The sequence below is a fragment of the Pseudomonas serboccidentalis genome (genome assembly GCF_028830055.1).
GTDB classification, from domain to species: Bacteria; Pseudomonadota; Gammaproteobacteria; order Pseudomonadales; family Pseudomonadaceae; genus Aquipseudomonas; species Aquipseudomonas serboccidentalis.
The window spans coordinates 5,615,250-5,639,048 of sequence record NZ_CP101655.1 but is presented as its reverse complement, the minus strand read 5'-3'; the positions used below and the strand labels follow the sequence as shown (position 1 = coordinate 5,639,048).

The 23,799-nt window shown below is 61.3% G+C and carries 19 protein-coding genes; 12 read left to right on the top strand and 7 right to left on the bottom strand.

Features of this window, described 5'->3' with window-relative positions:
- Positions 1-39 precede the first annotated feature (39 nt).
- Together NN484_RS25665 and NN484_RS25660 are read right to left on the bottom strand one after the other, a co-directional pair.
- Entirely contained in the window at positions 40-1,341 is a 1,302-nt protein-coding gene (locus NN484_RS25665; protein ID WP_215500189.1) for an ATP-binding protein, read from the bottom strand.
- A gap of 4 nt (positions 1,342-1,345) precedes the next feature.
- Positions 1,346-2,047, bottom strand: coding sequence for a response regulator (locus NN484_RS25660; protein WP_003224662.1), 702 nt, complete (start codon positions 2,045-2,047; stop codon positions 1,346-1,348).
- 293 nt (positions 2,048-2,340) lie between these two features.
- On the opposite strand from NN484_RS25660, the gene NN484_RS25655 reads away from it, so the two are divergent.
- The 8 genes from NN484_RS25655 (at position 2,341) to NN484_RS25620 (ending at position 12,946) form a co-directional block, all read left to right on the top strand.
- Complete coding sequence (locus tag NN484_RS25655; RefSeq protein ID WP_127647171.1) at positions 2,341-3,498, top strand: efflux RND transporter periplasmic adaptor subunit; 1,158 nt, start codon at positions 2,341-2,343, stop codon at positions 3,496-3,498.
- Positions 3,499-3,513: 15 nt separating this feature from the next.
- The gene (locus NN484_RS25650) at positions 3,514-6,612 is read left to right on the top strand and encodes an efflux RND transporter permease subunit (protein ID WP_274658258.1); all 3,099 of its coding nucleotides are present in this window, start codon (positions 3,514-3,516) and stop codon (positions 6,610-6,612) included.
- Between the two features lie 169 nt (positions 6,613-6,781).
- Positions 6,782-7,423: a DUF1345 domain-containing protein gene (locus NN484_RS25645; protein WP_274658257.1), complete on the top strand. Its 642-nt coding sequence runs from the start codon at positions 6,782-6,784 to the stop codon at positions 7,421-7,423.
- Positions 7,424-7,624: 201 nt separating this feature from the next.
- A complete protein-coding gene (locus NN484_RS25640) occupies positions 7,625-8,650 on the top strand; it encodes a LacI family DNA-binding transcriptional regulator (RefSeq protein WP_274658256.1) in 1,026 nt (341 codons plus the stop codon).
- A 154-nt stretch (positions 8,651-8,804) separates the two neighbouring features.
- Complete coding sequence (locus NN484_RS25635; protein WP_274658254.1) at positions 8,805-9,587, top strand: sugar phosphate isomerase/epimerase family protein; 783 nt, start codon at positions 8,805-8,807, stop codon at positions 9,585-9,587.
- Positions 9,580-10,551, top strand: a complete 972-nt coding sequence (locus tag NN484_RS25630) for a sugar kinase (RefSeq protein WP_274658252.1) — start codon at positions 9,580-9,582, stop codon at positions 10,549-10,551. Before NN484_RS25635 ends, NN484_RS25630 begins: the two co-directional genes overlap by 8 nt.
- Positions 10,552-10,655: 104 nt before the next feature.
- Positions 10,656-11,954 (top strand): MFS transporter, encoded by a 1,299-nt coding sequence (locus tag NN484_RS25625; RefSeq protein WP_215500193.1) that lies wholly within the window; start codon positions 10,656-10,658, stop codon positions 11,952-11,954.
- Positions 11,955-11,968: 14 nt separating this feature from the next.
- Entirely contained in the window at positions 11,969-12,946 is a 978-nt protein-coding gene (locus tag NN484_RS25620; protein WP_274658250.1) for a 2-hydroxyacid dehydrogenase, read from the top strand.
- A gap of 117 nt (positions 12,947-13,063) precedes the next feature.
- On the opposite strand, the gene NN484_RS25615 is transcribed toward NN484_RS25620, so the two are convergent.
- Positions 13,064-14,251 (bottom strand): pyridoxal phosphate-dependent aminotransferase, encoded by a 1,188-nt coding sequence (locus NN484_RS25615; RefSeq protein WP_274658248.1) that lies wholly within the window; start codon positions 14,249-14,251, stop codon positions 13,064-13,066.
- Between the two features lie 236 nt (positions 14,252-14,487).
- On the opposite strand from NN484_RS25615, the gene NN484_RS25610 reads away from it, so the two are divergent.
- Positions 14,488-15,216: a hypothetical protein gene (locus NN484_RS25610; RefSeq protein WP_215500196.1), complete on the top strand. Its 729-nt coding sequence runs from the start codon at positions 14,488-14,490 to the stop codon at positions 15,214-15,216.
- A 51-nt stretch (positions 15,217-15,267) separates the two neighbouring features.
- Here NN484_RS25610 and NN484_RS25605 read toward each other — a convergent pair whose 3' ends face one another.
- The 3 genes from NN484_RS25605 to NN484_RS25595 form a co-directional block, all read right to left on the bottom strand.
- Positions 15,268-16,893, bottom strand: a complete 1,626-nt coding sequence (locus NN484_RS25605) for a methyl-accepting chemotaxis protein (protein WP_127647147.1) — start codon at positions 16,891-16,893, stop codon at positions 15,268-15,270.
- A gap of 285 nt (positions 16,894-17,178) precedes the next feature.
- Positions 17,179-18,318, bottom strand: coding sequence for a glycerate kinase (locus tag NN484_RS25600; protein WP_274658245.1), 1,140 nt, complete (start codon positions 18,316-18,318; stop codon positions 17,179-17,181).
- Between the two features lie 217 nt (positions 18,319-18,535).
- Positions 18,536-19,654 carry a sugar diacid recognition domain-containing protein gene (locus NN484_RS25595; protein WP_127647143.1) on the bottom strand — a complete coding sequence of 373 codons (1,119 nt, stop codon included), beginning with the start codon at positions 19,652-19,654 and terminating at the stop codon, positions 18,536-18,538.
- Positions 19,655-19,825: 171 nt separating this feature from the next.
- Here NN484_RS25595 and NN484_RS25590 point away from each other — a divergent pair, with 171 nt between their 5' ends.
- Complete coding sequence (locus NN484_RS25590; RefSeq protein WP_274658243.1) at positions 19,826-21,136, top strand: MFS transporter; 1,311 nt, start codon at positions 19,826-19,828, stop codon at positions 21,134-21,136.
- Between the two features lie 98 nt (positions 21,137-21,234).
- Here the strand turns inward: NN484_RS25590 and NN484_RS25585 are convergent, their stop codons facing one another.
- Positions 21,235-21,591, bottom strand: a complete 357-nt coding sequence (locus tag NN484_RS25585; protein WP_274658241.1) for a VOC family protein — start codon at positions 21,589-21,591, stop codon at positions 21,235-21,237.
- A gap of 98 nt (positions 21,592-21,689) precedes the next feature.
- Between NN484_RS25585 and NN484_RS25580 the strand changes: the two genes are divergently transcribed.
- Entirely contained in the window at positions 21,690-22,589 is a 900-nt protein-coding gene (locus NN484_RS25580) for a LysR family transcriptional regulator (RefSeq protein ID WP_215500201.1), read from the top strand.
- A 68-nt stretch (positions 22,590-22,657) separates the two neighbouring features.
- A complete protein-coding gene (locus NN484_RS25575; RefSeq protein ID WP_215500202.1) occupies positions 22,658-23,671 on the top strand; it encodes an aldo/keto reductase in 1,014 nt (337 codons plus the stop codon).
- The last annotated feature ends 128 nt before the right edge of the window (positions 23,672-23,799 follow it).

Genomic DNA, 23,799 nt, shown 5'->3' with positions numbered 1-23,799 from the left:
GCCTCGTTTCACTCGACAGCTCCTACAGGGATTTGATACTCAGGCAGTAGTCGGTAGCCACAACCGGAACCGCGCTCCCCCCAACGGCGAGCTCTCCACCGTCAACGTCCCGCCCTGCGCCTCCAGCGCCCGGCGGCTGATCGCCAGGCCCAGGCCAAATCCACCGGTGGCACGGTCGCGACTGCGGTCGAGGCGATAGAACGGCTCGAAAATCCGCTCACGTTCGTCATCCGGGATACCAATGCCATCGTCGTCCACCCAGATCTCGCAGCCATCGAGGCTGACCTGCACGCCAATCTGAATGCGCTTCTCGCAATAGCGCATGGCATTGCGCAGCAGGTTCTGGATGGCCCGGGCGGTCAGGCGCGGGTCCAGCGAAAACCGTTCGAGCTGACCGTGCAGCAGCACATCGATGACGATGTCCGGTGAATCCAGTTCTTCATCGACACTGCCCAGAATGCTGTCGATGAACTCGTCCAGCGAGACCTCGACCTGCTCGGGCGATTGTGCCGGATTCTGCAGGCGGCTGTAGGACAACAACTCCAGCACCAGCTCATCCAGTTCGCGAATGTGCGCCACCAACCCTTGCAGGCGCTCGCGACTGGTCGCCGGCAAGTCATCGGACAGCGCGAGGGCCAGACCGAAATCCAGACGGGTCAGCGGCGTGCGCAATTCATGGGACACCGCATTGAGCAGGTCGCGCTGCTGGTTGAGCAGGTTCTCGATGTCGCCGGCCATGGTGTCGAAAACATTCGCCAGACTGCCGATGTTGGAGCTGGCCGGGATCTGCGTGCGCTCACTCAAGTGGCCCTTGCCGAAGCGTTCGGCGGCACCTTTGAGGCGTTCCAGATCACGCCAGTGCGGGCGGATCCACAGCAGCAGGCAGGCGAGCATGCTCGCGCCGATGAGCACGTTGATGCTCCAGTACAACAGATTGACGTCCAGCGGATCCGGCGGCACCACCATTTGCACGGCGACGTCATCGTTCAGCGGCGTGACCGCCAACGTCCTCCAACCCCAATCGCCAATGCGCACCACGTTCTCGCCGCGACGCAACCGTTCCTGCTCGGCAGCGGTGAACTCGGCGTCGTCGATGCGCGCCAGAACGATCTGCAGCGGCTGAAAGTCCTTGTCCATCGACTGCGCCAGTGCCGGCCATTGGTCTCGGGGCACGGCGTGAAACTGGCGAGTGATCAGCGATTGCAGGCCTCGGGAAAAGTCGAGGTTATAGGTGATGAAGCGATCACGGAACACCATGATCACCAGATCCGGCACCAGATAGATCGCCGCGCTATAGGAAATAATCGTCACCAGATACAGGCGAAACAGGATTCTGAACATCAGCTCAGCATTCCCATTCCGAACGGCTGAACAGGTAACCCTTGCCCCACACGGTCTTGATCTTGCGCGCCTCGCCGGCATGGTCGTCGAACTTGCGCCGCAACTTGGAAATCGCCACGTCCACCGAGCGGTCGGTGCCGTTGAACTCGATGCCGCGCAGGCGCTGAAGGATCTGATCGCGGCTCAGCACTTCACCGGCATGCCGGGCCAGCACCACCAGCAGATTGTATTCGCCGCTGGACAGCTCCACTGGCTGCTCGCGCCAGGTCACGGTGCGCTCGGACAGGTCGATGCAGAGGTTGCCCATGACGATCCGGTCATTGACGGTCATTGGTTCACCGAGGCTGCTGCGGCGCAGCAAGGTCCGCACCCGGGCCAGCAGAACGCGAGGTTCGCACGGCTTGGTGACGTAGTCGTCGGCGCCCATTTCCAGACCCAGCACCTGATCGTGGCTGTCGTCGCGGGCGGTCAGCATCAGGATCGGCAACGTTGCCGAATCCGCGCGCAGCAAACGGCAGACCTGCAGCCCGTCGAGACCCGGCAGCATCAGGTCGAGGATCACCAGGTCCGGCGGATTGATCCGTGCCCGTTCACGCACATGGTCGCCGCGCCCGATCACGCTGACGGAATAGCCGTTGCGCTCCAGGTAGCTGGAAATCAGTTCGGCGAGGGCGGTGTCGTCTTCGACCAGGAGGATGTTGGGCATGGGGTGTTCCAGAAAAGTGCTGTGGCGACTGTTCGGACCTCATCGCGAGCAGGCTCGCTCCTACATTGGAACTCTGCCAGACACAAAATCTGTGACCAACACAAACCTTGTAGGAGTGAGCCTGCTCGCGATAGCGGTTTATCTGTCGCAATAAATTTCAAGGCGTAAAGGATATACGCCCTCACCCGTCCCTGAGTAAAACCCTTACACAATTTCACACAGCGCCTACAAAGCTTCACCGCTACCCTCGGCGTCTGGCCGTAGGATGCGGGCTTCAATATTGGGGGTGGTACATGTCGAAAAATCTGCTGGCCGGGCTCGGCCTGATCGCCGTCGCACTGTCGTTGAGTGCCTGTGATTCGTCCTCGAAGGCCGAAGAGCAAGCACCGCCGGCCACCGTGCGCATCGAAACCATCGAGGCCCGCCCCCTGTCGATCAGCAGCGAACTGAGCGGGCGCATCGCCGCACCACGCATTGCCGAAGTGCGTGCGCGGGTGGCCGGGGTGGTGCTGCAACGCACCTTCCGCGAAGGCAGCGACGTGAAAAAGGGCGACGTGCTGTTCCGCATCGACCCGGCACCGTTCAAGGCTGATCTGGACAGCGCCGAAGCCGCGCTGCGCAAAGCCGAGGCCAACGCGTTCCAGGCGAAGTTGCAGGAGCAGCGCTACGCGCAGTTGATCGACGACAAGGCCATCAGTGCTCAGGATTACGACAACGCCCGCGCCAATGCCCGACAAACCGCCGCTGATGTGGCGGCGAACAAGGCAGCGGTGGAGCGCGCGAAGTTGAATCTGGGTTACGCCACCGTCACCGCGCCGATTTCCGGGCGCGTCGGGCGAGCGCTGGTCACCGAAGGTGCGCTGGTCGGGCAGAACGAAACCACGCCACTGGCGTTGATTCAGCAGCTCAACCCGATCCACGCCGACCTCACTCAATCGACCCGAGAACTGAATGAACTGCGTCGCGCCTTCCGTTCCGGGCAATTGCAGGAAGTCGGTCAGGATCAGGTCAAGGCCACGCTGATTCAGGATGACGGCAGTCTGTATCCGTTGCCCGGCAAGTTGCTGTTCAGCGACATCACCGTCGATCCGGGCACCGGCCAGATCATTCTGCGCAGCGAGTTCCCCAACCCGGACCTCGACCTGCTGCCGGGCAGCTTCATCCGCGTACGCCTTGAGCAAGCCGTTATCCAGCACGGCATCAGCGTGCCGCAACGTGCCATCCAACGTGACAGCGCCGGCGTGGCCCAGGTGCTGACCGTCGACGATCAACTGCGCGTGGCACAGCAACCGGTGCAACTGGGCGCCGTACAGAACGACCGCTGGATCGTCACCGGCGGCCTCAAGCCCGGCGACCGTATTGTCATCGAAGGCCTGCAACACGCCCGCCCCGGCGAAAAAGTGCAGATCGACGACACCCCTCTTCCACTTGCCCAGACCTCTGGTCAGTAAGCAGGACGCTTTTATATGCCGCAGTTCTTTATCGATCGCCCGGTGTTCGCCTGGGTCGTCGCCCTGTTCATCCTGTTGGCCGGTGCGCTGGCCATTCCGCAATTGCCGGTGGCGCAGTACCCCGACGTCGCGCCACCGCAGATCGAAATCTACGCCGTGTACCCTGGCGCCTCGGCGCAGACCGTCGATGAAAGCGTGGTCAGCCTGATCGAGGAAGAGCTCAACGGCGCCGATCACCTGCTGTACTTCGAATCGCAGAGCAGCCTCGGCAGCGCGACGATCAAGGCCACCTTCCAGCCGGGCACCAACCCGGAGCTGGCGCAGGTTGATGTACAGAACCGCCTCAAAGTGGTCGAGTCGCGGCTGCCGCAAGCGGTGACCCAGCAAGGTTTGCAGGTGGAAAAAGTCTCGGCCGGTTTCCTGTTGCTGATCACCCTGACCTCCAGCGACGGCAAACTCGATGACGTGGCGCTCAGTGACTATCTGGCACGCAACGTGATGAACGAAATCAAGCGCATCGACGGTGTCGGCAAGGCGCAGTTGTATGGCGCCGAACGGGCGATGCGGATCTGGATCGATCCGCAGAAGCTGATCGGTTTCAACCTGACCCCGGCCGATGTCAACGCCGCCATCGTCGCGCAAAACGCCCAGGTATCGGCAGGCAGCATCGGCGATTTACCCAATCCGTCTACGCAGGAAATCACCGCGACCATTCTGGTCAAGGGTCAGCTGTCGACCCCGGAAGAATTCGCCGACATCGTGCTCAAGGCCAACCGTGACGGCTCCACCGTGCGCATCGGTGACGTGGCGCGGGTCGAGATCGGCAGTCAGGAATACCAGTTCGGCACACGCCTGAACGGCAAACCGTCGACCGCCGTCGGCGTGCAACTGGCGCCGGGGGCCAATGCCCTGGCGACCGCCACGTTGATCCGGGCGAAGATGGACGAGCTGTCGCGCTACTTCCCGGCCGGTGTCGAGTACAAGATTCCGTACGACACCTCACCCTTCGTGAAGGTCTCGATCACCAAGGTTGTCTACACCCTCGGCGAAGCGATGCTGCTGGTGTTTGCGGTGATGTTCCTGTTTCTGCAGAACATCCGCTACACGCTGATCCCGACGCTGGTGGTGCCCGTGGCCCTGATGGGCACCTTCGCCACCATGCTCGCCCTGGGTTTCTCGATCAACGTGCTGACCATGTTCGGCATGGTGCTGGCCATCGGCATTCTGGTGGACGACGCCATCGTGGTGGTGGAGAACGTCGAGCGGATCATGGCCACCGAAGGCCTGTCGCCGAAAGAGGCGACACGCAAGGCGATGAAGCAGATCACCGGGGCAATTATCGGCATCACCCTGGTGCTGGTGGCGGTGTTTATCCCGATGGCGTTCATGCAGGGTTCGGTGGGCGTGATTTACCGACAGTTCTCGCTGTCGATGGCCACCTCGATCCTGTTCTCGGCGTTCCTTGCCCTGACCCTGACGCCAGCGCTGTGCGCCACGCTGCTCAAGCCGATTGCCAAGGGCGAACATCACGAGAAGAGCGGGTTCTTCGGCTGGTTCAACCGCCGCTTCGAACGACTGACCGATCGCTACCAGGGTTGGGTCGGTTACGCATTGAAGCGTAGCGGGCGTTATCTGCTGATTTACGGCGTGCTGCTGATCGGCATGGGGTTGTGCTTTGCGCGTCTGCCCTCCTCGTTCCTGCCAGTCGAGGATCAGGGTTACACCATCACCGACATTCAACTGCCGCCGGGTGCGAGCAAGAACCGTACGGTGCAGGTGGTCGAACAGATCGAAGCCCACAACGCCAGTGAACCCGGAGTCGGCGACAGCACGGTGATTCTCGGCTTCAGCTTCTCCGGCAGCGGGCAGAACGCGGCACTGGCGTTCACCACCCTCAAGGACTGGTCCGAACGCGGCAGCGATGATTCGGCCACCTCGATTGCCGACCGTGCCAACATCGCCCTGAGCCAGATCAAGGACGCCGTCGCGTTCGCCGTGCTGCCACCACCGGTTGACGGCCTCGGTACCTCAAGCGGCTTCGAATTCCGCCTGCAGGATCGCGGCGGTCTCGGTCACGCGACATTGATGCAGGCGCGCAGCGAACTGCTCGCCGCCGCGGAGAAAAGTCCGGTGCTGATGAACGTGCGTGAAAGCGCGCTGGCCGAAGCGCCGCAGGTGCAACTGGAAGTGGATCGCAAGCAGGCCAACGCGCTGGGCGTGTCGTTCGCTGACATCGGCAACGTATTGTCCACCGCCGTGGGTTCTTCCTACATCAACGACTTCCCCAATCAGGGGCGGATGCAGCGCGTGGTGGTACAAGCCGAAGGCGATCAGCGCAGTCAGGTCGATGACCTGCTGCAAATGCACGTGCGCAACAACGCCGGGAACATGGTGCCGCTGTCGGCGTTCGTTCAGGCGAAATGGACACAAGGCCCGGCGCAACTGACCCGATACAACGGTTATCCGGCGATTGCGATTTCCGGCGAACCGTCGCCGGGGCACAGCAGCGGCGAGGCGATGGCGGAGATTGAACGGCTGGTCGCCCAAGGGCCGAAAGGTCTGGGTCAGGAATGGACGGGGTTGTCGTTGCAGGAACGTCTGTCCGGCAGTCAGGCGCCGATTCTGTTGGGCCTGTCGCTGCTGATCGTGTTCCTGTGTCTGGCGGCGCTGTACGAGAGCTGGTCGATTCCGACTTCGGTGCTGCTGGTGGTGCCGCTGGGTGTGCTCGGCGCGGTGCTGGCCGTGACCTTGCGCGGCATGCCCAACGACGTGTTCTTCAAGGTCGGGCTGATCACCATCATCGGTCTGTCGGCGAAGAACGCGATCCTGATCATCGAATTCGCCAAGAGCCTGTATGACGAAGGTCACGATCTGATCGATGCGACGTTGCAGGCAGCCCGTTTGCGTCTGCGGCCGATCGTGATGACCTCGCTGGCGTTCATCCTTGGCGTGGTGCCATTGGCCATCGCCACCGGCGCCAGTTCGGCGAGCCAGCAGGCGATTGGCACCGGGGTGATCGGCGGGATGATTACCGCAACGCTGGCGGTGATCTTTGTGCCGTTGTTCTTCGTCGTGGTCATGAAGCTCGTACAACGCTTCACCAGACACCACTAACCCTCTGTAGGAGTGAGCCTGCTCGCGATAGCGTCCATTCAGTCAACATCAGTGTTGAATATGCCAGCGCTATCGCGAGCAGGCTCACTTCTACAAGGTTTACTGGCTGGTAGTCAGGCAGCACATCGCTGGGCTAAGGTGTTTCTACGTCCTCGCCCATCGAGTCCCCATGCGCTTCCTCACCCGTACCCACCCTCGCCTGTCCGCCGCCGCTCTGGTCGGCCTTGCCACCGGTCTTCTGGTCCCTGCCGAATCCATCGTCGGCAACATTCTCATCGGCTGGAACGCCGGCGTCTGGACCTACCTGATCCTGATGTTATGGCTCGCCGCGCGCGCCAAGGCGCCGGACGTCAAACGCATCGCCGTCATCGAAGACGAAAACGCCGGACTGGTGTTGTTTGTGGTGTGTATTGCGGCGTTGGCGAGCCTGGCCGCCATCACTCTGGAGCTGGCCGGCACCAAGGATCTGGATACCCATCACAAACTTCTGCACTACGCGTTTACCGCGCTCACGGTCGTGGGTTCATGGCTGCTGATCGGCGTGATCTTCTGCGTGCACTACGCGCGCCTGTTTTACACCTGGGATGGCAAGGAACCGGCATTGCGTTTCGCCGAAGGCCTGACCACGCCCAACTACTGGGACTTTCTGTACTTCTCGTTCACCATCGGCGTGGCGGTGCAGACCGCTGACGTCGGCGTCGCTACCCGCGATATTCGCAAGATCGTGTTGGCGCAATCGCTGATCGGCTTCGTCTTCAATACCGCGATTCTAGGGTTTTCGATCAATATCGCCGCCGGACTATTTGGTTAAGGCCATATCCCCTTTCCAGACGTTATTGGCTGATCCATTGAGCGCTTGAGCCGTTCGCGGTCCAGTGCCGGTCATCGCCGACAGTCACAGATACCCTTACATTCACTTGACGACCAAGCGGGTTCTGGTGTTTCCTGAAACCGGTTTCAGCGCCATGCCAGCCGTTGGACCAAACACATCCAATAATAAGGTTTTCAGACCGTGAACGACTTCTCCGCCGCCCAGCGCAGCCGCGTGACCATGCTCGATGTCGCCGAACGCGCTGGCGTGTCCAAGGCCAGCGTCTCGCGCTTCATCGGCGATGACCGCGCCCTGCTCTCCGATGCCATTGCCTTGCGCATCGAACAGGCCATCAGCGAACTCGGCTACCGTCCGAATCAAATGGCCCGTGGTCTGAAACGCGGGCGCACACGCCTGATCGGCATGCTGGTGGCCGATATCCGCAACCCTTATTCGATTGCCGTGATGCACGGGGTGGAAACCGCCTGCCGTGCGCACGGTTACAGCCTGGTGGTGTGCAACACCGACCGCGACGACGAGCAGGAGCGCCAGCATCTGGCGCTGTTGCGCTCGTACAACATCGAAGGGCTGATCGTGAACACCCTCGGGCATCACCGTGAGGAGTTGCACGAACTGCACCGCGAAATGCCGTTGGTGCTGGTGGATCGCAAGGTCGATGGCCTCGACAGCGACATGGTCGGGCTGAACAACCCGCAAGCTGTTGAGATGGCGCTCACGCACCTTGAACAGCGTGGCTACCGCGACATGTTGCTGGTGACCGAACCCTTTGACGGCACCAGTTCGCGCATCGAACGGGTCAGCAGTTTTCAGTTGCAGATTGCCCAGCGTTCCGGATTGACCGGGGCGGTATTGGAAACCGGCCCGTCCCTTGCGACGCATCTTCAAGACTTTTTAAACACGCCGGCTAACGGACCCAAAGCACTGTTCTGCGCCAACGGCGTGGCCGCGCTGGCCTGCACCCTCGCCCTGCGCGAAATCGGTTGCCGGTTGTTCGAGGACGTGGGGCTGATTGCCCTGGATGACCTGGACTGGTATCCGCTGGTGGGCAACGGCATTACCGCCCTCGCCCAGCCGACGGCCGAGATCGGGGCGCGGGCGTTTGAGTGTCTGCTCAAGCGCTTGCGTGGGAATGTCGAGGCCGTGCGCAGGCTGGATTTTGCGCCGGTGCTGGTTGAGCGGGGTTCTACCCAAGGACCTTTGCGGTGATTGTTGTGGCGCCATCGCGAGCAGGCTCACTCCTACAGGGGAGCGCATTCAAAATGTAGGAGTGAGCCTGCTCGCGATGGCGCCCGAAAGCCCGACAAAGATCCACCAGATTTTTTTTGAACAAAAATGAAACCGGTTTCAGAGGTAAATAACAATGAATAAACCTGCCGTTTCCATCAGCCTGTCCAGCTACGGCGCCGACCTTGTACGCCAGCGCGGGCAGGACTTCTTCATCGAGGTGCTGGCCGCTGCCGGCGCCGATCGCATCGAATGGCGTGAAGAGCTGCTGACCCGTGAAGTGCCTGAGCAACTGCAGGCCGCCACCCAGGCGCAGGGTCTGCAAAGCATCTATTCCTCACCGACCGAACTGTGGCTTGCCGGTCAGTCGCGGCCCAATCCCGAGTTGATCAGCGCCCTGCAACATGCAGAGGCGTTTGGCTCGAAATGGCTGAAAGTCTCGCTCGGTTACTTCACCGACAACTGTGATCTGCAGGTGCTGAAACAACTGCTGGGCAACAGCCCGGTGCAGTTGCTGGTGGAGAATGACCAGACCTTGCATGGCGGCCGCATCGAGCCATTCCAGCGCTTTTTTGCTGCCGTCGAGCAGCACAACCTGCCGATCAAAATGACCTTCGATATCGGCAACTGGCAGTGGCAGGATCAGTCCGCCACCAACGCCGCACGCCTGCTCGGGCGGCATGTCGGCTACGTGCATTGCAAAGCCGTAGCCCGCCGCGCCGACGGCAAACTGGTCGCCGTGCCACCGACCGTCAGTGATCTGCATGTGTGGGAACAACTGCTGCGGCACATGGCCCAAGGCGTTATGCGTGCCGCCGAATACCCGTTGCAGGGCGATGACCTGGTGGCGCTGACCACCGAGCACGTCGCCGCCCTCGCCCGCCTTGGCCAATCGCGCCTGGAGCCTGCCCATGTCTGATATCGATATTCTGTCGTTTGGCGAAACCATGGCGATGCTGGTCGCCGAGCAGACCGGTGATCTGGCCGAAGTCGAACACTTCCACCGACGCATCGCCGGCGCTGACAGTAACGTGGCGATCGGCCTGTCGCGCCTGGGCTTCAACGTGGCGTGGCTGAGCCGGATCGGCAACGATTCCCTTGGGCGTTTTGTGGTCGAGACATTGATCAAGGAAGGTCTGGATTGCAGCCATGTCGCGGTCGATCACCAGCACCCGACCGGTTTCCAGTTCAAGTCCCGCAACGACGATGGCAGCGACCCGCAGGTCGAGTATTACCGCCGTGGTTCGGCGGCCAGTCATCTGTCGCCACAGTCGATCAATGCCAGCCTGCTGAGCGCCCGTCACCTGCACGCCACCGGGATTCCACCGGCGCTTTCAGCCACCGCGCGGGAACTGTCTTTCGAGCTGATAACACGCATGCGCCATGCCGGGCGCAGCGTGTCGTTCGACCCGAACCTGCGCCCGAGCCTGTGGGCCAGCGAGCAAGAGATGATCCGCGAGATCAACCGCCTCGCCGCCCTCGCCCATTGGGTGTTACCGGGCTTGAGCGAGGGCCGCTTGCTCACCGGGTTTGAAGACCCGGCGGACATCGCCGCGTTTTATCTCGATCAGGGCGCCGAGGCCGTGGCGATCAAGCTGGGGCCGCAGGGTGCCTATTACCGCACGCATCTGGATCAGGGTTTTGTCGCCGGGGTGCCGGTGGCGACCGTGGTCGATACCGTCGGCGCGGGTGACGGGTTTGCCGTCGGCATGATCAGCGCCCTGCTGGAACATCAGAGCTTTGCCGAGGCGGTGCAACGCGCGAACTGGATTGGCAGTCGGGCGGTGCAGAGTCGCGGGGATATGGAGGGTTTGCCGAGCCGGTCCGAGCTGATCGCTGAATTCGAGGCCGCTGATCGCGAGCAGGCTCACTCCTGCATTTGAAATGCGTTCCCTTGTAGGAGTGAGCCTGCTCGCGATGAGGCCCGCCCAGACAACCCATTAATTGAACCTGCTGCGACAAAAACAACAAGCTCAGGAGCAAGACCATGAAAACTGCAACCCTCGCCGCCCGCCGCTGGTGGTACATCATGCCTATCGTGTTCATCACCTACAGCCTGGCGTATCTGGATCGCGCCAACTACGGCTTCGCCGCCGCGTCCGGCATGGCCGCCGACCTGATGATCACCCCGGGCCTGTCTTCGTTGCTCGGGGCGCTGTTCTTCCTCGGCTACTTTTTCTTCCAGATACCGGGCGCGATCTACGCGCAGAAACACAGCGTGAAAAAGCTGATTTTCGTCAGCCTGATTCTCTGGGGCGGGCTCGCGACGCTGACCGGCGTGGTTTCCAACGCTTATTGGCTGATCGTCATTCGCTTCATGCTCGGCGTAGTCGAAGCGGCGGTGATGCCGGCGATGCTGGTTTACCTGTGTCACTGGTTCACTCGCGCCGAACGCTCGCGGGCCAACACCTTCCTGATCCTCGGCAACCCGGTAACGATGCTGTGGATGTCGGTGGTCTCGGGGTATCTGGTGCAGCATTTCAGCTGGCGTTGGATGTTCATCATCGAAGGCTTGCCGGCGGTGCTCTGGGCGTTTATCTGGTGGAAACTGGCCGATGATCGTCCGGCCCAGGCCACGTGGCTGAGCGATCAGGAAAAGCACGACCTGGAAAGCGCTCTCGCCGCCGAACAGGTCGGCATCAAAGCGGTGAAGAACTACGCCGAGGCGTTCCGTTCGCCGAAGGTGATCATCCTGGCCCTGCAGTTTTTCTGCTGGAGCATCGGCGTCTACGGCTTTGTGTTGTGGCTGCCGTCGATCCTCAAGGCCGGCGCGCAAATGGACATGATCGAAGCCGGTTGGCTGTCGGCGCTGCCGTACCTGGCGGCGGTGATCGGCATGCTCGCGGTGTCGTGGGGCTCGGACAAATTGCAAAAGCGCAAACGCTTCGTCTGGCCGCCGCTGCTGATCGCCTCCATTGCGTTCTATGGTTCCTACGCCTTGGGCGCCGAGCATTTCTGGTGGTCGTACACGCTGCTGGTGATCGCCGGCGCCTGCATGTACGCGCCTTACGGGCCGTTCTTCGCCATCGTTCCGGAGATCCTGCCGGCCAACGTCGCCGGTGGCGCCATGGCGCTGATCAACAGCATGGGCGCGCTCGGTTCGTTCGGCGGTTCGTACCTGGTCGGCTATCTGAACAGTTCCACCGGTTCGCCCGGCGCTTCGTACCTGCTGATGAGCGGGGCGTTGCTGCTGTCGGTGGTACTGACGATTTTTCTCAAGCCCGGTGCCAGTGATCGCGTCGTGGCCAAAGCCGTAGTCACGCGTCCCGTGCCGGCTCACTCCTGAAGAGATTTTTGCCCATGAAAAAGCAAGTCGTGCTGTACAAGAAACTCTCGCCGGCGCTGATGACGCGCCTGCAACAACACTGTGACGTGACGCTGATCGACAGCCTCGACGCCGATGGCCTGATGAAACTGCGCGACGCCCTGCCCGGCGCCCACGGTTTGCTCGGCGCCAGCCTGAAGCTCGACGCCGCGTTGCTCGACGTCGCGCCGCAACTGGAGGCGATTGCCAGCGTCTCGGTGGGCGTCGACAACTACGACATCGACTACCTGACGCGACGCAAGATCCTGCTCAGCAATACCCCGGACGTGCTCACCGAAACCACCGCCGACACCGGTTTCGCGCTGATCCTCGCCACCGCCCGGCGCGTGGTGGAACTGGCGAACATGGTGCGCAGCGGCCAGTGGCACCGCAACATCGGCCCGGCGCATTTCGGCACCGATGTGCATGGCAAGACCCTGGGCATCATCGGCATGGGCCGCATCGGCGAGGCCTTGGCCCAGCGCGGGCATTTCGGTTTTGGCATGCCGGTGCTTTATCACAGTCAGTCACGCAAACCGGCGGTCGAGGCGCGTTTCGATGCGCAGTACCGCAGTCTTGAAGCGCTGCTGCAAGAGGCCGATTTCATCTGCCTGACTTTGCCGCTGACCGCACAGACTGAAGGCCTGATCGGCGCCGAGCAGTTCGCGTTGATGCGCCCGCACAGCATCTTCATCAATATCTCGCGGGGCAAAGTCGTGGATGAAACGGCGCTGATCGACGCACTGCGCCATCAGCGGATTCGTGCGGCAGGGCTGGATGTGTTCGAGCGTGAGCCGTTGAATCACGATTCGCCGTTGTTGCAGCTGAACAATGTGGTGGCGACGCCGCATATGGGGTCGGCGACGCATGAGACGCGAGAGGCAATGGCGCGGTGTGCGGTGAAGAATCTGTTGCAGGCTTTGAGTGGGGAGAAGCCGGCGAATCTGGTGAATCCGGCGGCTTGGCAGGGCTGAAATCTTCAGTGCCTGTCCGATCGCCATCGCGAGCAGGCTCACTCCTACATTTGAAATGCGTTCCCCTGTAGGATTGAGCCTGCTCGCGATGAGGCCGTTTCAGCCAACACAAAACTGTCAGGCACTGCGCGCCTGCAACAGCTGCACCGCACACAACGCAATCCGCGCACAGGCATCGGCCAGTTTCACCCGGTCCAGCACCAGCCCGATGCGGATATGCCCCGCTGCACTGGGCCCAAACGCCTCACCAGCCAGCACCGACACGCCGTAATCTTCCAGCAACCGCTCGGCAAACGCCTGCGCGCCAAACCCGGTCTGGCGCACATCGACCATCACGAACATCCCGCCATCCGGAAGAATCGGCTGCAACCCCGGGCAACCGCGCAAACGCTCGCACACCAGGTCGCGGCGCAAACGGTATTCCTCGCGCATCTGCATCACTTGCGGCAGATCGCTTTGCAGCGCGACCTCCGCAGCTTTCTGCACGAAATCCGGCAGGCCGAAGAGCATGCTCAACGACAGGTTCACCAGATGTTCGGCCAGCGCTTTCGGGCCGATCGACCAGCCCACCCGCCAACCGGTCATGGCATGGGATTTGGACAGGCTGTTGATGGTCGCCGTACGTTCGGCCATGCCCGGCAGGCTCGCCGGGCTGATGTGCTCACCCTCGTACAGCAGATCGCTGTAGACCTCGTCGCTGATCAGCCATAAATCGTGACGTACGCAGAGCGCCGCCAGCTCTTGCCAGATCAGCAGGGAGAGGCTCGCGCCGGACGGATTGTTGGGGCTGTTGAGCAACAGCACGCGAGTCTTGCGGGTGATCCGCGTGGCGACATCGGCGGGGTCCACCCGAAAGCCGTTCTCCGGCCTCACAGGCACCGGCACCACCGTCGCGCCGCACGCGCCGAACACGCCTTCATAGGTCACGTACATCGGCTCGGCGACGATCACTTCATCGCCAGGGTCCAACAGGCATTGGGCCACCGAATACACCGCGCATTGCGCGCCGGGCAGCACGATCACGTGCTCGGCATCCACCACCTGACCGCTGCGTCGCTGATGGCGGGCGGCGATCAACGTGCGCAGCGCCAGGCGGCCACGCACCTCGGAATAATGGGTATCGCCGGCCAGCAGGCTGTCGATGGCGCCGTGGATGATCGGTAATGGCGTATCGAAATCCGGATCGCCTACGCTCAGCAGCAGGATATCGACCCCCTCGGCGCGCAACGCCAGCGCTCGGTCATGGATCTTCCAGGCCGCTGCGCCCTCCCCGGCGATGCGTTGGGTCAAGGCTGAATAGCGCATGCACGTCTCCTGATTGCGCGGTGTCCAGCCTTCACCCTATCTCAAATCACAAAACGCGCCACTCACTCGGGCTACAAGGTGAACGAGAAGTACAACTGCGCATAGTGCAGAACTGTCACTGAGCAGTCTAGCTGTCAGAGTTGACAGTATCCGGGGCACAAGCATAACGATCTAATGATCCAGTACAAACCTGACTCGGTTATTGCCAACCCATTACAATTACGGAGTAACAAATCATGAAAAAGCTAAATAACCAGAGCCCTCCACCGGTCATTCCAGATGCATTAGCAAACATCCCGGGCGGCCAAGAAAACCTGATCCCCACAAAGATATTAGAATCTCCCCTGCGAGTACTGATCCCAGATTTTACACGTGGAAACATGTTTCCAGGGATTCAGGGATATGTCGAATTAAATTTATCAGGAATACCAGTGCGTGAGACGCGCTTTCCCTTTACCACCCCTATTGATCCGAGCACTTTCCCTATTATGGTCCACATTCCCGTTGGCCCCATTACAAATGAAGGAACTTACGAAGTTGACTACACTGTCAACCTTGGAGGAAATGTAGAACTTTCAGAATCCAATTATTTTACAGTCGATAGAACTGCTCCAAATGATGGAGAACCAGGACAAGCACCGAAATTTCCTCCAGAAATCATCAGGCAAGGTATTACGCAGGACTATCTGGATACGAATAACGACGAAGTTCTAATTACTATTTCGCATTACAAAGGACAGCGACTCGGCGAAACCATCCCTTTTTATTACGGCTCGTTTGATGCTGATCCAGTTTCAACTACCAAGGTAAAAGATGCAGACTCAGACACCATTGTCAGGCTCAGTGGCAACACTATTCGCGAGAAAGGCAATGGCAATAAAATTGCCTACTATCGTTTGAAAAGTCGCGCAGGAATTCAGGGGCCGAGTTCACTCTCACTTTTCATCAAAGTAGACTTGTCTTGAAGCAGTTGATTCGCCGAAGAGAGCACGCACTCGTCGGCGCAATCGCATTTCTCAAATCACAAAACGCGCCACCATGGCGTTCAAATCCACCGCCAGGCGCGACAGCTCATGGGTGGCGGCGCTGGTCTGGTTGGCCCCGGCCGCCGATTGCGTGGCCAGATCGCGGATGTTGACCAGGTTGCGGTCGACTTCGCGGGACACCTGCGCCTGTTCTTCCGAGGCGCTGGCGATCACCAGGTTGCGCTCGTTGATCTGATGGATCGACTGGGTGATCTGCTCCAGCGCCACGCCGGCGGCGCGGGCCATTTCCAGCGTGGTCTGGGTACGCTGGTTGCTTTGTTGCATCGACGAAACCGCTTCACCGGTGCCGTTCTGAATACCGGCGACCATTTTTTCGATTTCCTGGGTCGATTGCGCGGTGCGATGGGCCAAGGCACGCACCTCGTCCGCCACCACCGCAAACCCGCGACCTGCTTCACCGGCACGTGCCGCTTCAATCGCAGCGTTGAGGGCCAGCAGGTTGGTCTGCTCGGCGATGGCGCGGATCACGTCGAGCACCTTGCCGATATCGCGGCCCTGTGCGGCCAGGCCTTCGATCATCTGCGCGGTGTTCTGCACGTCGTGGGTCATGGTCTGGATCGCGTCGACAGTTTTCACCACTTGGTCGCGACCTTCGCGGGCGGCCTGAGTCGATTGGTTCGAGGCTTCGGAGGTCGACACGGCGTTGCGCGCCACTTCTTCCACAGCTGCGGTCATCTCGTTGACGGCCGTCGCCGCCTGTTCGATCTCGTTGTTCTGCTGTTGCAAGCCACGGGAGGCTTCTTCGGTGACCGCACTGAGTTCTTCGGCAGCAGCGCCCAGTTGGGTGGCGGAGCCGGCGATCTGTTCGATGGTTTTACGCAGGTTAGTCTGCATGGTAGCCAGCGCCTGCAGTAACTGCGTGGCTTCGTCCTTGCCGTCGACTTCGATGGTTTTGCTCAAGTTGCCCTCAGCAATGGTTTGCGCCGCCGCCACCGCGCGATTGAGCGGCGTGACGATGCTGCGAGTCAGCAGCAGTGCCAACAAGACCGTGGCCAGCGCGGCAATCACCGCAACGATGATGATGCCGGTAATGGCACTGTCGTAATGCTCGCCGGCCTGAGTGGAGGCGACTTTGGCGCCTGCGGCGTTGATCCCGATCAGCTTGTTGAGCTGCTCGCCCATCTGGTCGGTGCCGTCCTTGATGCGCGTGTTGATGAGCGTGCGCATCTCCTCGACTTTGTCCTGGCGCGACAGCTCCAACATCTGGTTTTGCGCTTGCAGGTAGTTGTCCAATGTCGTAGCGAACGCCTTGTATTGCGCCAGCTCTTCGCTTCCGGCAGGCAATGCTGCGTAGCTGGCCTGGGCGCTGCGTACCTTGTCCACCAGCACGCCGATGCGCGTCTGCGCTTCTTGCAGAGCGGCAGGCTCGCGGTTGACCAGAATCCGGAACGACAGAATCCGCAGGCGCAGAACGTTTTCCGTCACCACGCCAAGGTACGTGACACTGGGCAGTTGATTGGTCTCCATGTCGATGGAGGCCTGGCGGATGGTCGACATGCGATTGACGGCGAACACGCCAAGGACGATCACCAACAAGGCGATGAAGGCAAAACCGAGGAAGGCACGGGGCGCGATATTCAGGTTACGCAAGGACATGATTGGACTCTCGGATAGAGGTAGCTGCGAGCGTCCTTGCCGTCTTCACTGGCCCTGGGGGCGGGGCCAGTCCGGCGTCACTGTTCAAGGGAATCTGTGTGCGCCTGAACTCTGTATCGGCCAGGCTTTAGGAAGGTTTCGTGTGTTACAGAATTATTTTTCAAGGTGTTTCAATACTGAAACACTTGCATGCTCTCTGTAGGAGCTGCCGCAGGCTGCGATCTTTTGATTTTGTTTTTTCAAGATCAACAGATCGCAGCCTTCGGCAGCTCCTACAGGGTTTGCTCAGGACTTCGCGGCCATCGTCCAGACGCGGGCGATGTCGGTCGCCCGCTCACGCAGCAAGCGCGGGGCTTCGGCGCAGGCTTGCTCCAGCGTCATCGGGCCGCTGGTCACGGCGAATGCCGCGTCGATGCCGTGGTCGTAGAGTTCCTGATAACCCTCACCCAACGTCCCGGCGATGACGATCACCGGCACGCCATGTTGCTTGGCGACCCGCGCCACGCCGAACGGGGTCTTGCCGCGCAAGGTCTGCGCATCGAATCGGCCTTCACCGGTGATCACCAGATCGGCGCCATTGACCGCTTCGGCCAGGCCTACCAGTTCCGCCACCACGTCGACGCCGGCCTGAAATTGCGCGCCGAGAAACGCCTTGGCGGCAAAACCCAATCCGCCGGCCGCGCCACTGCCCGGTTCATCGCGAACATCCTTGCCCAGCGCTTGCGCGCACAGTTCGGCGAAGTGCCCCAGCGCCTGATCCAGTTGTTGCACCTGGGCCGGTGACGCGCCTTTTTGCGGGCCGAAAATCGCCGAGGCACCGTGTGGGCCACACAGCGGGTTATTCACGTCGGCGGCGATGTCGAAGCGTACCCGGGCCAGACGCGGATCCAGATCACTCAGGTCCAGTCGCGACAACTGTGCCAAGGCCAAACCGCCCGGCACCAACGCCTGGCCCTGCGCATCAAGCAGTTTCACCCCGAGTGCCTGCATGGCCCCGGCGCCGCCATCGTTGGTGGCGCTGCCGCCAATCGCCAGAATCACCCGCTGCGCGCCGGCATCCAGCGCGGCGCGAATCAGTTCACCGGTGCCGAACGTGCTGCTGATACAGGCATCACGCTGCCCCGGCGGCACCAGCTGCAAGCCGCTGGCCTCGGCCATTTCGATGATCGCAGTGTGGTTATGCGGCAACCAGCCCCACGCGGCATCAACAGAAGCACCCAGCGGCCCGCGTACCCGGGTGCGACGCAGTTCGCCTTCGCAAGCGGCAAGAATCGATTCCACCGTCCCCTCGCCGCCGTCGGCCATCGGGCATTTGACCAGCGTGGCCTGCGGCCAGACTTGCGCCAGGCCAAGAGCAATGGCCTCGGCGACGCCTTGGGCACTCAGGCTGTCCTTGAACGAATCGGGGGCGATGACGATCTTCATGCGAATTCTCCAGTTCCAATGCCCTTCATGCTGCCAGTCGGCCTGAGCATTGACGCCTGTCCGCTGCACAAGCGCGATCGGCGTTTATTGTTCATTTCTACAAAAGCCTTGGGGATGACTGTTGCGGCCCTATCGCGAGCAGGCTCACTCCTACAGGGGAACGCATTTCAAGTGTAGGAGTGAGCCTGCTCGCGATGGCGTCTCAGGAAACACCCGATCAGCTCGGATCAGCCTGTGGCAACAACTGCACCCCAAGGTACAACGCCAGCATCCCGTCCAGCCGCAGCGGATCCACCCCGCTGATTTCGGCAATCCGCTCCATCCGGTAACGCAGGCTGTTGCGGTGAATGCCCAACGCATCGGCACACGCCTGGCTTTGTCCATCGTGTTCACACCAACTGCGCAGGGTCGCGAGTAACTGGCCGTTACCGTCCTTGGCGATGACTTTGCGCAGCGGTTTGAGCAACTCGTCCAGCGCATCATCATTGCGATGGCGCCAGAGCATCACTGGCAAGCGATAGCGATTGAGCGTCAGTAATCGCGAGTGCGGCAACACGTCCCGGCCATAGGCGAGCAGATCGCCGACCCGCCGATAGCACCGGCGCAATCCGGCCAGCCCGTCAGCCTGTCCGCCCACGGCGATGCGCAGAATGTTCCAGCCGAGGCCATCGAGCTTTTCCAGCAAGCGATCATGCTCGACGGTCTGACTCGCCGGGCGGCACCACAGCAACGACGACTTGGCCGAACTCACGCACCAGCTGTCCGGGTAACGCGAGGTCAGCCAGGCGCTCAACGCCTCGACGGTCTGCCCCGGGCCATGTTCCAGGCCCAGTTCGAACAGATACGGCACCCGCGTCAATTGCGGCTTGAGCCCCAGCTGCTGCGCCTCATCGACCAGGCGCGGCGAATCCCCGGCTTCGCTCAACAGCAAGGCCAACAGGTCATCGCAACGCTGGCGCCGCCATTGCTGCTCGGCCTGCTGATTGCGCTGGCCGACGAGCATTTCCGCGGTCATGCGCACCAGTTCGGCGTAGGTGCGCAGTTGCTCCGGCTCACCGGTAATGCCGAGCACGCCGATCAGGCGCTGGTCGAGCAACAGCGGCAGGTTGATCCCCGGCTGCACACCTTTCAGATGCACCGCCGTTTGCGCATCGATCTCCACCACGCGCCCGTTGGCCAGCACCAGTTGCGCGCCTTCGTGACGGGTGTTGATGCGCTCCGGCTCGCCGCTGCCGAGGATCAGCCCCTGGCTGTCCATGACGTTGACGTTGTAGGGCAAAATGGCCATGGCCCGGTCGACGATATCCTGAGCGAGGTCGTGATCGAGTTCGAACATGATCGGCAAAATCCTTAAGCAAGGCGGCGCAAGGTTGTTCACCCGCACAGGGTCTGGCGGCAAACCCTGTGCTCAGGCACAAAGACAATCCGGCCACAGGTGGCCGAGACTCTCACGGCGAGCAACGTTAACCTGTGCATCGCAAAAAATCATAATAAAGAGAGAGCCGCTATGTCGCAGAGCGCCGCAGCTACCCAGACCATCGATGACGGTAAAAACGCCGTCTACAAACGCATCACCCTGCGTTTGATCCCCTTCATCTTCATCTGCTACCTGTTCAACTACCTCGACCGGGTCAACGTTGGCTTTGCCAAACTGCAGATGCTCGACGCATTGAAGTTCAGCGAAACCGTGTACGGCCTCGGTGCCGGTATCTTCTTCATCGGCTACGTGCTGTGCGGCGTACCGAGCAACCTGGCCCTGACCCGATTCGGCCCGCGACGCTGGATCGCGCTGATGATGATCACCTGGGGCATGTTGTCGACCTGCCTGTTGTTCGTTACCACCCCGACCCAGTTCTACACCTTGCGCCTGTTCACCGGTGCAACTGAAGCCGGGTTCTTCCCGGGCGTGGTGCTGTATCTCTCGCAGTGGTTCCCGACGTTCCGCCGTGGGCGGATCATGGCGCTGTTCATGTCGGCGATCCCGGTCTCGGGCCTGCTCGGCAGTCCGTTCTCCGGCTGGATTCTCAATCACTTCGCCGCCGGGCAAGGCGGACTGGCCGGCTGGCAATGGATGTTCCTGCTGCAAGGCATCCCGACAGTGATCCTCGGCGTGCTGGCGTACTTCCTGCTCAGCGACAGCTTCGCCAACGCCAAATGGCTGACCGCGCATGAACGCGCCGTGCTCGAAGCGGATCAGGCCGAAGACCTGGCGAACAAACCGAAAACCACTTCCGATTCACTGATCGCAGTGTTCAAGAACCCGGCGATCTGGGCCTTTGGCCTGATCTACTTCTGCATCCAGAGCGGCGTGTACGCGATCAACTTCTGGCTGCCATCGATCATCAAGAACCTCGGCTTCAGCGACAACCTGGTGATCGGCTGGTTGAGTGCGATTCCGTACCTGCTGGCGGCGGTGTTCATGCTGCTGGTCGGACGTTCGGCGGACTTGCGCAAAGAGCGCCGCTGGCACTTGGTGGTACCGATGCTGATGGGCGCCATCGGCCTGGTGATTGCGGTGAACTTCGCTGCCAACCCGGCCATCGCCATTCTCGGTCTGACGATTGCGACCATGGGCGCGCTGACCGGCCTGCCGATGTTCTGGCCAGTACCCACCGCCATGCTGAGCGCGGGCGCGGCAGCCGGTGGCCTGGCGTTGATCAACTCGATGGGGCAGATGGCCGGCTTCCTCAGCCCGTACCTGGTCGGTTGGGTCAAGGACAGCACCGGTTCGACCGATGCGGCGTTGTACCTGCTGGCAGCCGTGATCGTCGGCGGCAGCTTGCTGGCGTTGCGCATGACGCGCACATTGCGCGCGTAATCACGTTTTAAGATCAAAAGATCGCAGCCTGCGGCAGCTCCTACAGAGCAATGATGTACACCCTGTAGGAGCTGCCGCAGGCTGCGATCTTTTTGCTTTCAGGCAAATGCATCCAGCTCGATCACCAAACCACCCGGCATTTGCACAAAAACCTGCCAGATCCCCTCCTCCGGCACCTGCGCCAACTGGTACGGCAATCCACTGTCACGCACCCGCTGCAACACACTGTGCGCTGGCTCATCGGTGCGAAACGCTATGTGGCTCAGCGCGGTGTCGGTGAACGTCGGCTGTTCGATCACATGCACCAGCGCGTGAGCATCCTGATACAGCCAGCGACCGGGAAACGGAAACGGCGGCCGGCGCCCCGGGGTCAGCCCGAGCAACTGACCGAACGTGTCTTGCAAGGTCTGACCGTCAGCCGTGTTGAAGGCCAGGTGATCGAATGTCCAGCTCATGCTCGTCTCCTGCGGTGATTCATTGATTGCAGTATCCACGCTTGCCAATCACGGAAAAATCCCGCAAAAACGCAAAGATCTTTAAAGGATTTTTACCAATGAGCTCGATTCTCGATCTGGAGATCTTCGTCCGCGTCGCCGATTCCGGCAGCATCTCTGCCGCTGCCCGCGCTTTGGAACTGACGCCAGCCGCCGCCAGCATTGCGCTAAAGAGACTGGAAACCCGCCTCGGCATCCGCCTGCTCGCGCGCTCCACCCGCAGCATGCGCCTGACCGAAGAAGGTCGGCGTTATCTCGACAGCGTACGCATCGCCCTGGGCGCACTGGCCGAAGGTGAACAGGCGCTCAAGCAACACGGCGAAGGCCTCAGCGGTGTGCTGCAACTGGCGGCGCCGTCGGACTTCGGGCGCAACGTGTTGTTGCCGTGGCTGGACGACTTCAAGCGCGAACATCCGAATATCCAGCTGCAATTGCTGCTCAACGATCGCCACGCCGACCTGTTCCGCGAAACCGTGGACGTGGCCCTGCGCTTCGGCGTGCCCGGCGATTCGACGCTGGTGGCATTGCCGATTCTGCCGGCGCATCGGCGCGTCGCTTGCGCCAGTCCCGACTATCTGGCCCGGCATGGCACACCGCAACACCCCGGCGAATTGGGCGAGCACAGCGCCCTGCTCTATCTGCGCAATGGTCGGCCTTACAACACCTGGCGTTTCAGCCGCGAGGACGAAACGCTGGAGGTCGAAGTTCACGGCGACTACTTGAGCGATGACGGCGAAGTCGCGCGGCGCTGGGCGCTGGCCGGGCATGGCATCGCCTACAAGGCTTGGCTGGATGTGGCCGAAGACGTGCGCGCCGGACGCTTGCTGACGCTATTCGACGACTGGCACGGCGAGAGCGTGCCGTTCAATTTGCTCTGCCCGCATCGGGTGCAGGTGTCGGAGCGGGTCCGGGTGCTGCAGGCGTTTTTGCAGGCGCGTTGCGCGTTACTCAGCCGATAATTCACTTTGCCCCATCCGACGCTTCTGGTATTTGTCTGGAGTTTTCCCACCGATAAAAGGATTTCGGCATGAGCTATCGCACACTGGGGCACTCGGGGTTGCAGGTGTCCACCCTCACCCTCGGCACGATGATGTTTGGCGAGCAGACCAGCGCTGAAGACTCGCTGCGCATCATCGACAAGGCCTGGGATCAAGGCATCAATTTCATCGACACCGCCGACGTCTACACCAACGGCCGCTCGGAAGAGATTGTCGGCGAGGCCATCGCCCGCAACCGGCATGAGTGGGTGCTGGCGACCAAGGTCGGTTTCGGCCCGGAGGACGGCGTGCCGAACCGCAGCGGCTTGAGTCGCAAACACATCTTCAACGGTCTGGAGGCCAGCCTGACACGCCTCGGCACCGACTACCTCGACATCTATTACCTGCACCGCGAAGACCACAACACGCCGCTGGAAGTCACCGTGTCGGCGATTGGCGACCTGATTCGTCAGGGCAAGATCCGTTGCTGGGGTCTGTCGAACTATCGCGGCTGGCGAATTGCCGAGGTGATTCGCATCGCTGACAGCCTCGGGGTCGACCGCCCCGTCATCAGCCAACCGCTGTACAACATCGTCAACCGCCAGGCCGAGACCGAGCAGATCACCGCCGCGCAAACCTATGGCCTCGGCGTGGTGCCTTACAGCCCGCTGGCCCGTGGCGTGCTCAGCGGCAAATACGCGCCGGACGTCACCCCGGACGCCAACAGCCGCGCCGGGCGTCAGGACAAACGCATTCTGGAAACCGAATGGCGGGTGGAGTCGCTGCGCATTGCCCAGCAGATCCAGCAATACACCCAAGATCGTGGGGTGGGCATCGTCGAGTTCGCGATTGCCTGGGTGCTGAACAACAGTGCGGTGACCTCGGCGATCGTCGGGCCGCGCACCGAACAACAGTGGGACGCGTACACCAAGGCGCAGGCGGTGAAGATCACGGCGCAGGATGAGGCATTCATCGATTCGCTGGTGACGCCGGGGCACGCGTCGACACCGGGGTTCAATGATATGAGGCATTTTGTGTCGGGCCGTAAACCGCGTCAGGCCTAAAAGCTTCGCGAGCAGTCCCGCTCCCACAGGGAATGATTGGCGGATGCAAACTTTGTATTCGACACCAATCCACTGTGTGCGGGTTTGCTCGCGAAATCGCTGGAACAGTCACTAAAGATCTCGGGCCT

Bases quoted from the DNA above. Each gene is read 5' to 3' on its own strand.
- NN484_RS25665 (WP_215500189.1), bottom strand. From the start codon at position 1,341: ATGTTCAGAATCCTGTTTCGCCTGTATCTGGTGACGATTATTTCCTAT.
- NN484_RS25660 (WP_003224662.1), bottom strand. From the start codon at position 2,047: ATGCCCAACATCCTCCTGGTCGAAGACGACACCGCCCTCGCCGAACTG.
- NN484_RS25655 (WP_127647171.1), top strand. From the start codon at position 2,341: ATGTCGAAAAATCTGCTGGCCGGGCTCGGCCTGATCGCCGTCGCACTG.
- NN484_RS25650 (WP_274658258.1), top strand. From the start codon at position 3,514: ATGCCGCAGTTCTTTATCGATCGCCCGGTGTTCGCCTGGGTCGTCGCC.
- NN484_RS25645 (WP_274658257.1), top strand. From the start codon at position 6,782: ATGCGCTTCCTCACCCGTACCCACCCTCGCCTGTCCGCCGCCGCTCTG.
- NN484_RS25635 (WP_274658254.1), top strand. From the start codon at position 8,805: ATGAATAAACCTGCCGTTTCCATCAGCCTGTCCAGCTACGGCGCCGAC.
- NN484_RS25630 (WP_274658252.1), top strand. From the start codon at position 9,580: ATGTCTGATATCGATATTCTGTCGTTTGGCGAAACCATGGCGATGCTG.
- NN484_RS25625 (WP_215500193.1), top strand. From the start codon at position 10,656: ATGAAAACTGCAACCCTCGCCGCCCGCCGCTGGTGGTACATCATGCCT.
- NN484_RS25620 (WP_274658250.1), top strand. From the start codon at position 11,969: ATGAAAAAGCAAGTCGTGCTGTACAAGAAACTCTCGCCGGCGCTGATG.
- NN484_RS25615 (WP_274658248.1), bottom strand. From the start codon at position 14,251: ATGCGCTATTCAGCCTTGACCCAACGCATCGCCGGGGAGGGCGCAGCG.
- NN484_RS25610 (WP_215500196.1), top strand. From the start codon at position 14,488: ATGAAAAAGCTAAATAACCAGAGCCCTCCACCGGTCATTCCAGATGCA.
- NN484_RS25605 (WP_127647147.1), bottom strand. From the start codon at position 16,893: ATGTCCTTGCGTAACCTGAATATCGCGCCCCGTGCCTTCCTCGGTTTT.
- NN484_RS25600 (WP_274658245.1), bottom strand. From the start codon at position 18,318: ATGAAGATCGTCATCGCCCCCGATTCGTTCAAGGACAGCCTGAGTGCC.
- NN484_RS25595 (WP_127647143.1), bottom strand. From the start codon at position 19,654: ATGTTCGAACTCGATCACGACCTCGCTCAGGATATCGTCGACCGGGCC.
- NN484_RS25590 (WP_274658243.1), top strand. From the start codon at position 19,826: ATGTCGCAGAGCGCCGCAGCTACCCAGACCATCGATGACGGTAAAAAC.
- NN484_RS25585 (WP_274658241.1), bottom strand. From the start codon at position 21,591: ATGAGCTGGACATTCGATCACCTGGCCTTCAACACGGCTGACGGTCAG.
- NN484_RS25580 (WP_215500201.1), top strand. From the start codon at position 21,690: ATGAGCTCGATTCTCGATCTGGAGATCTTCGTCCGCGTCGCCGATTCC.
- NN484_RS25575 (WP_215500202.1), top strand. From the start codon at position 22,658: ATGAGCTATCGCACACTGGGGCACTCGGGGTTGCAGGTGTCCACCCTC.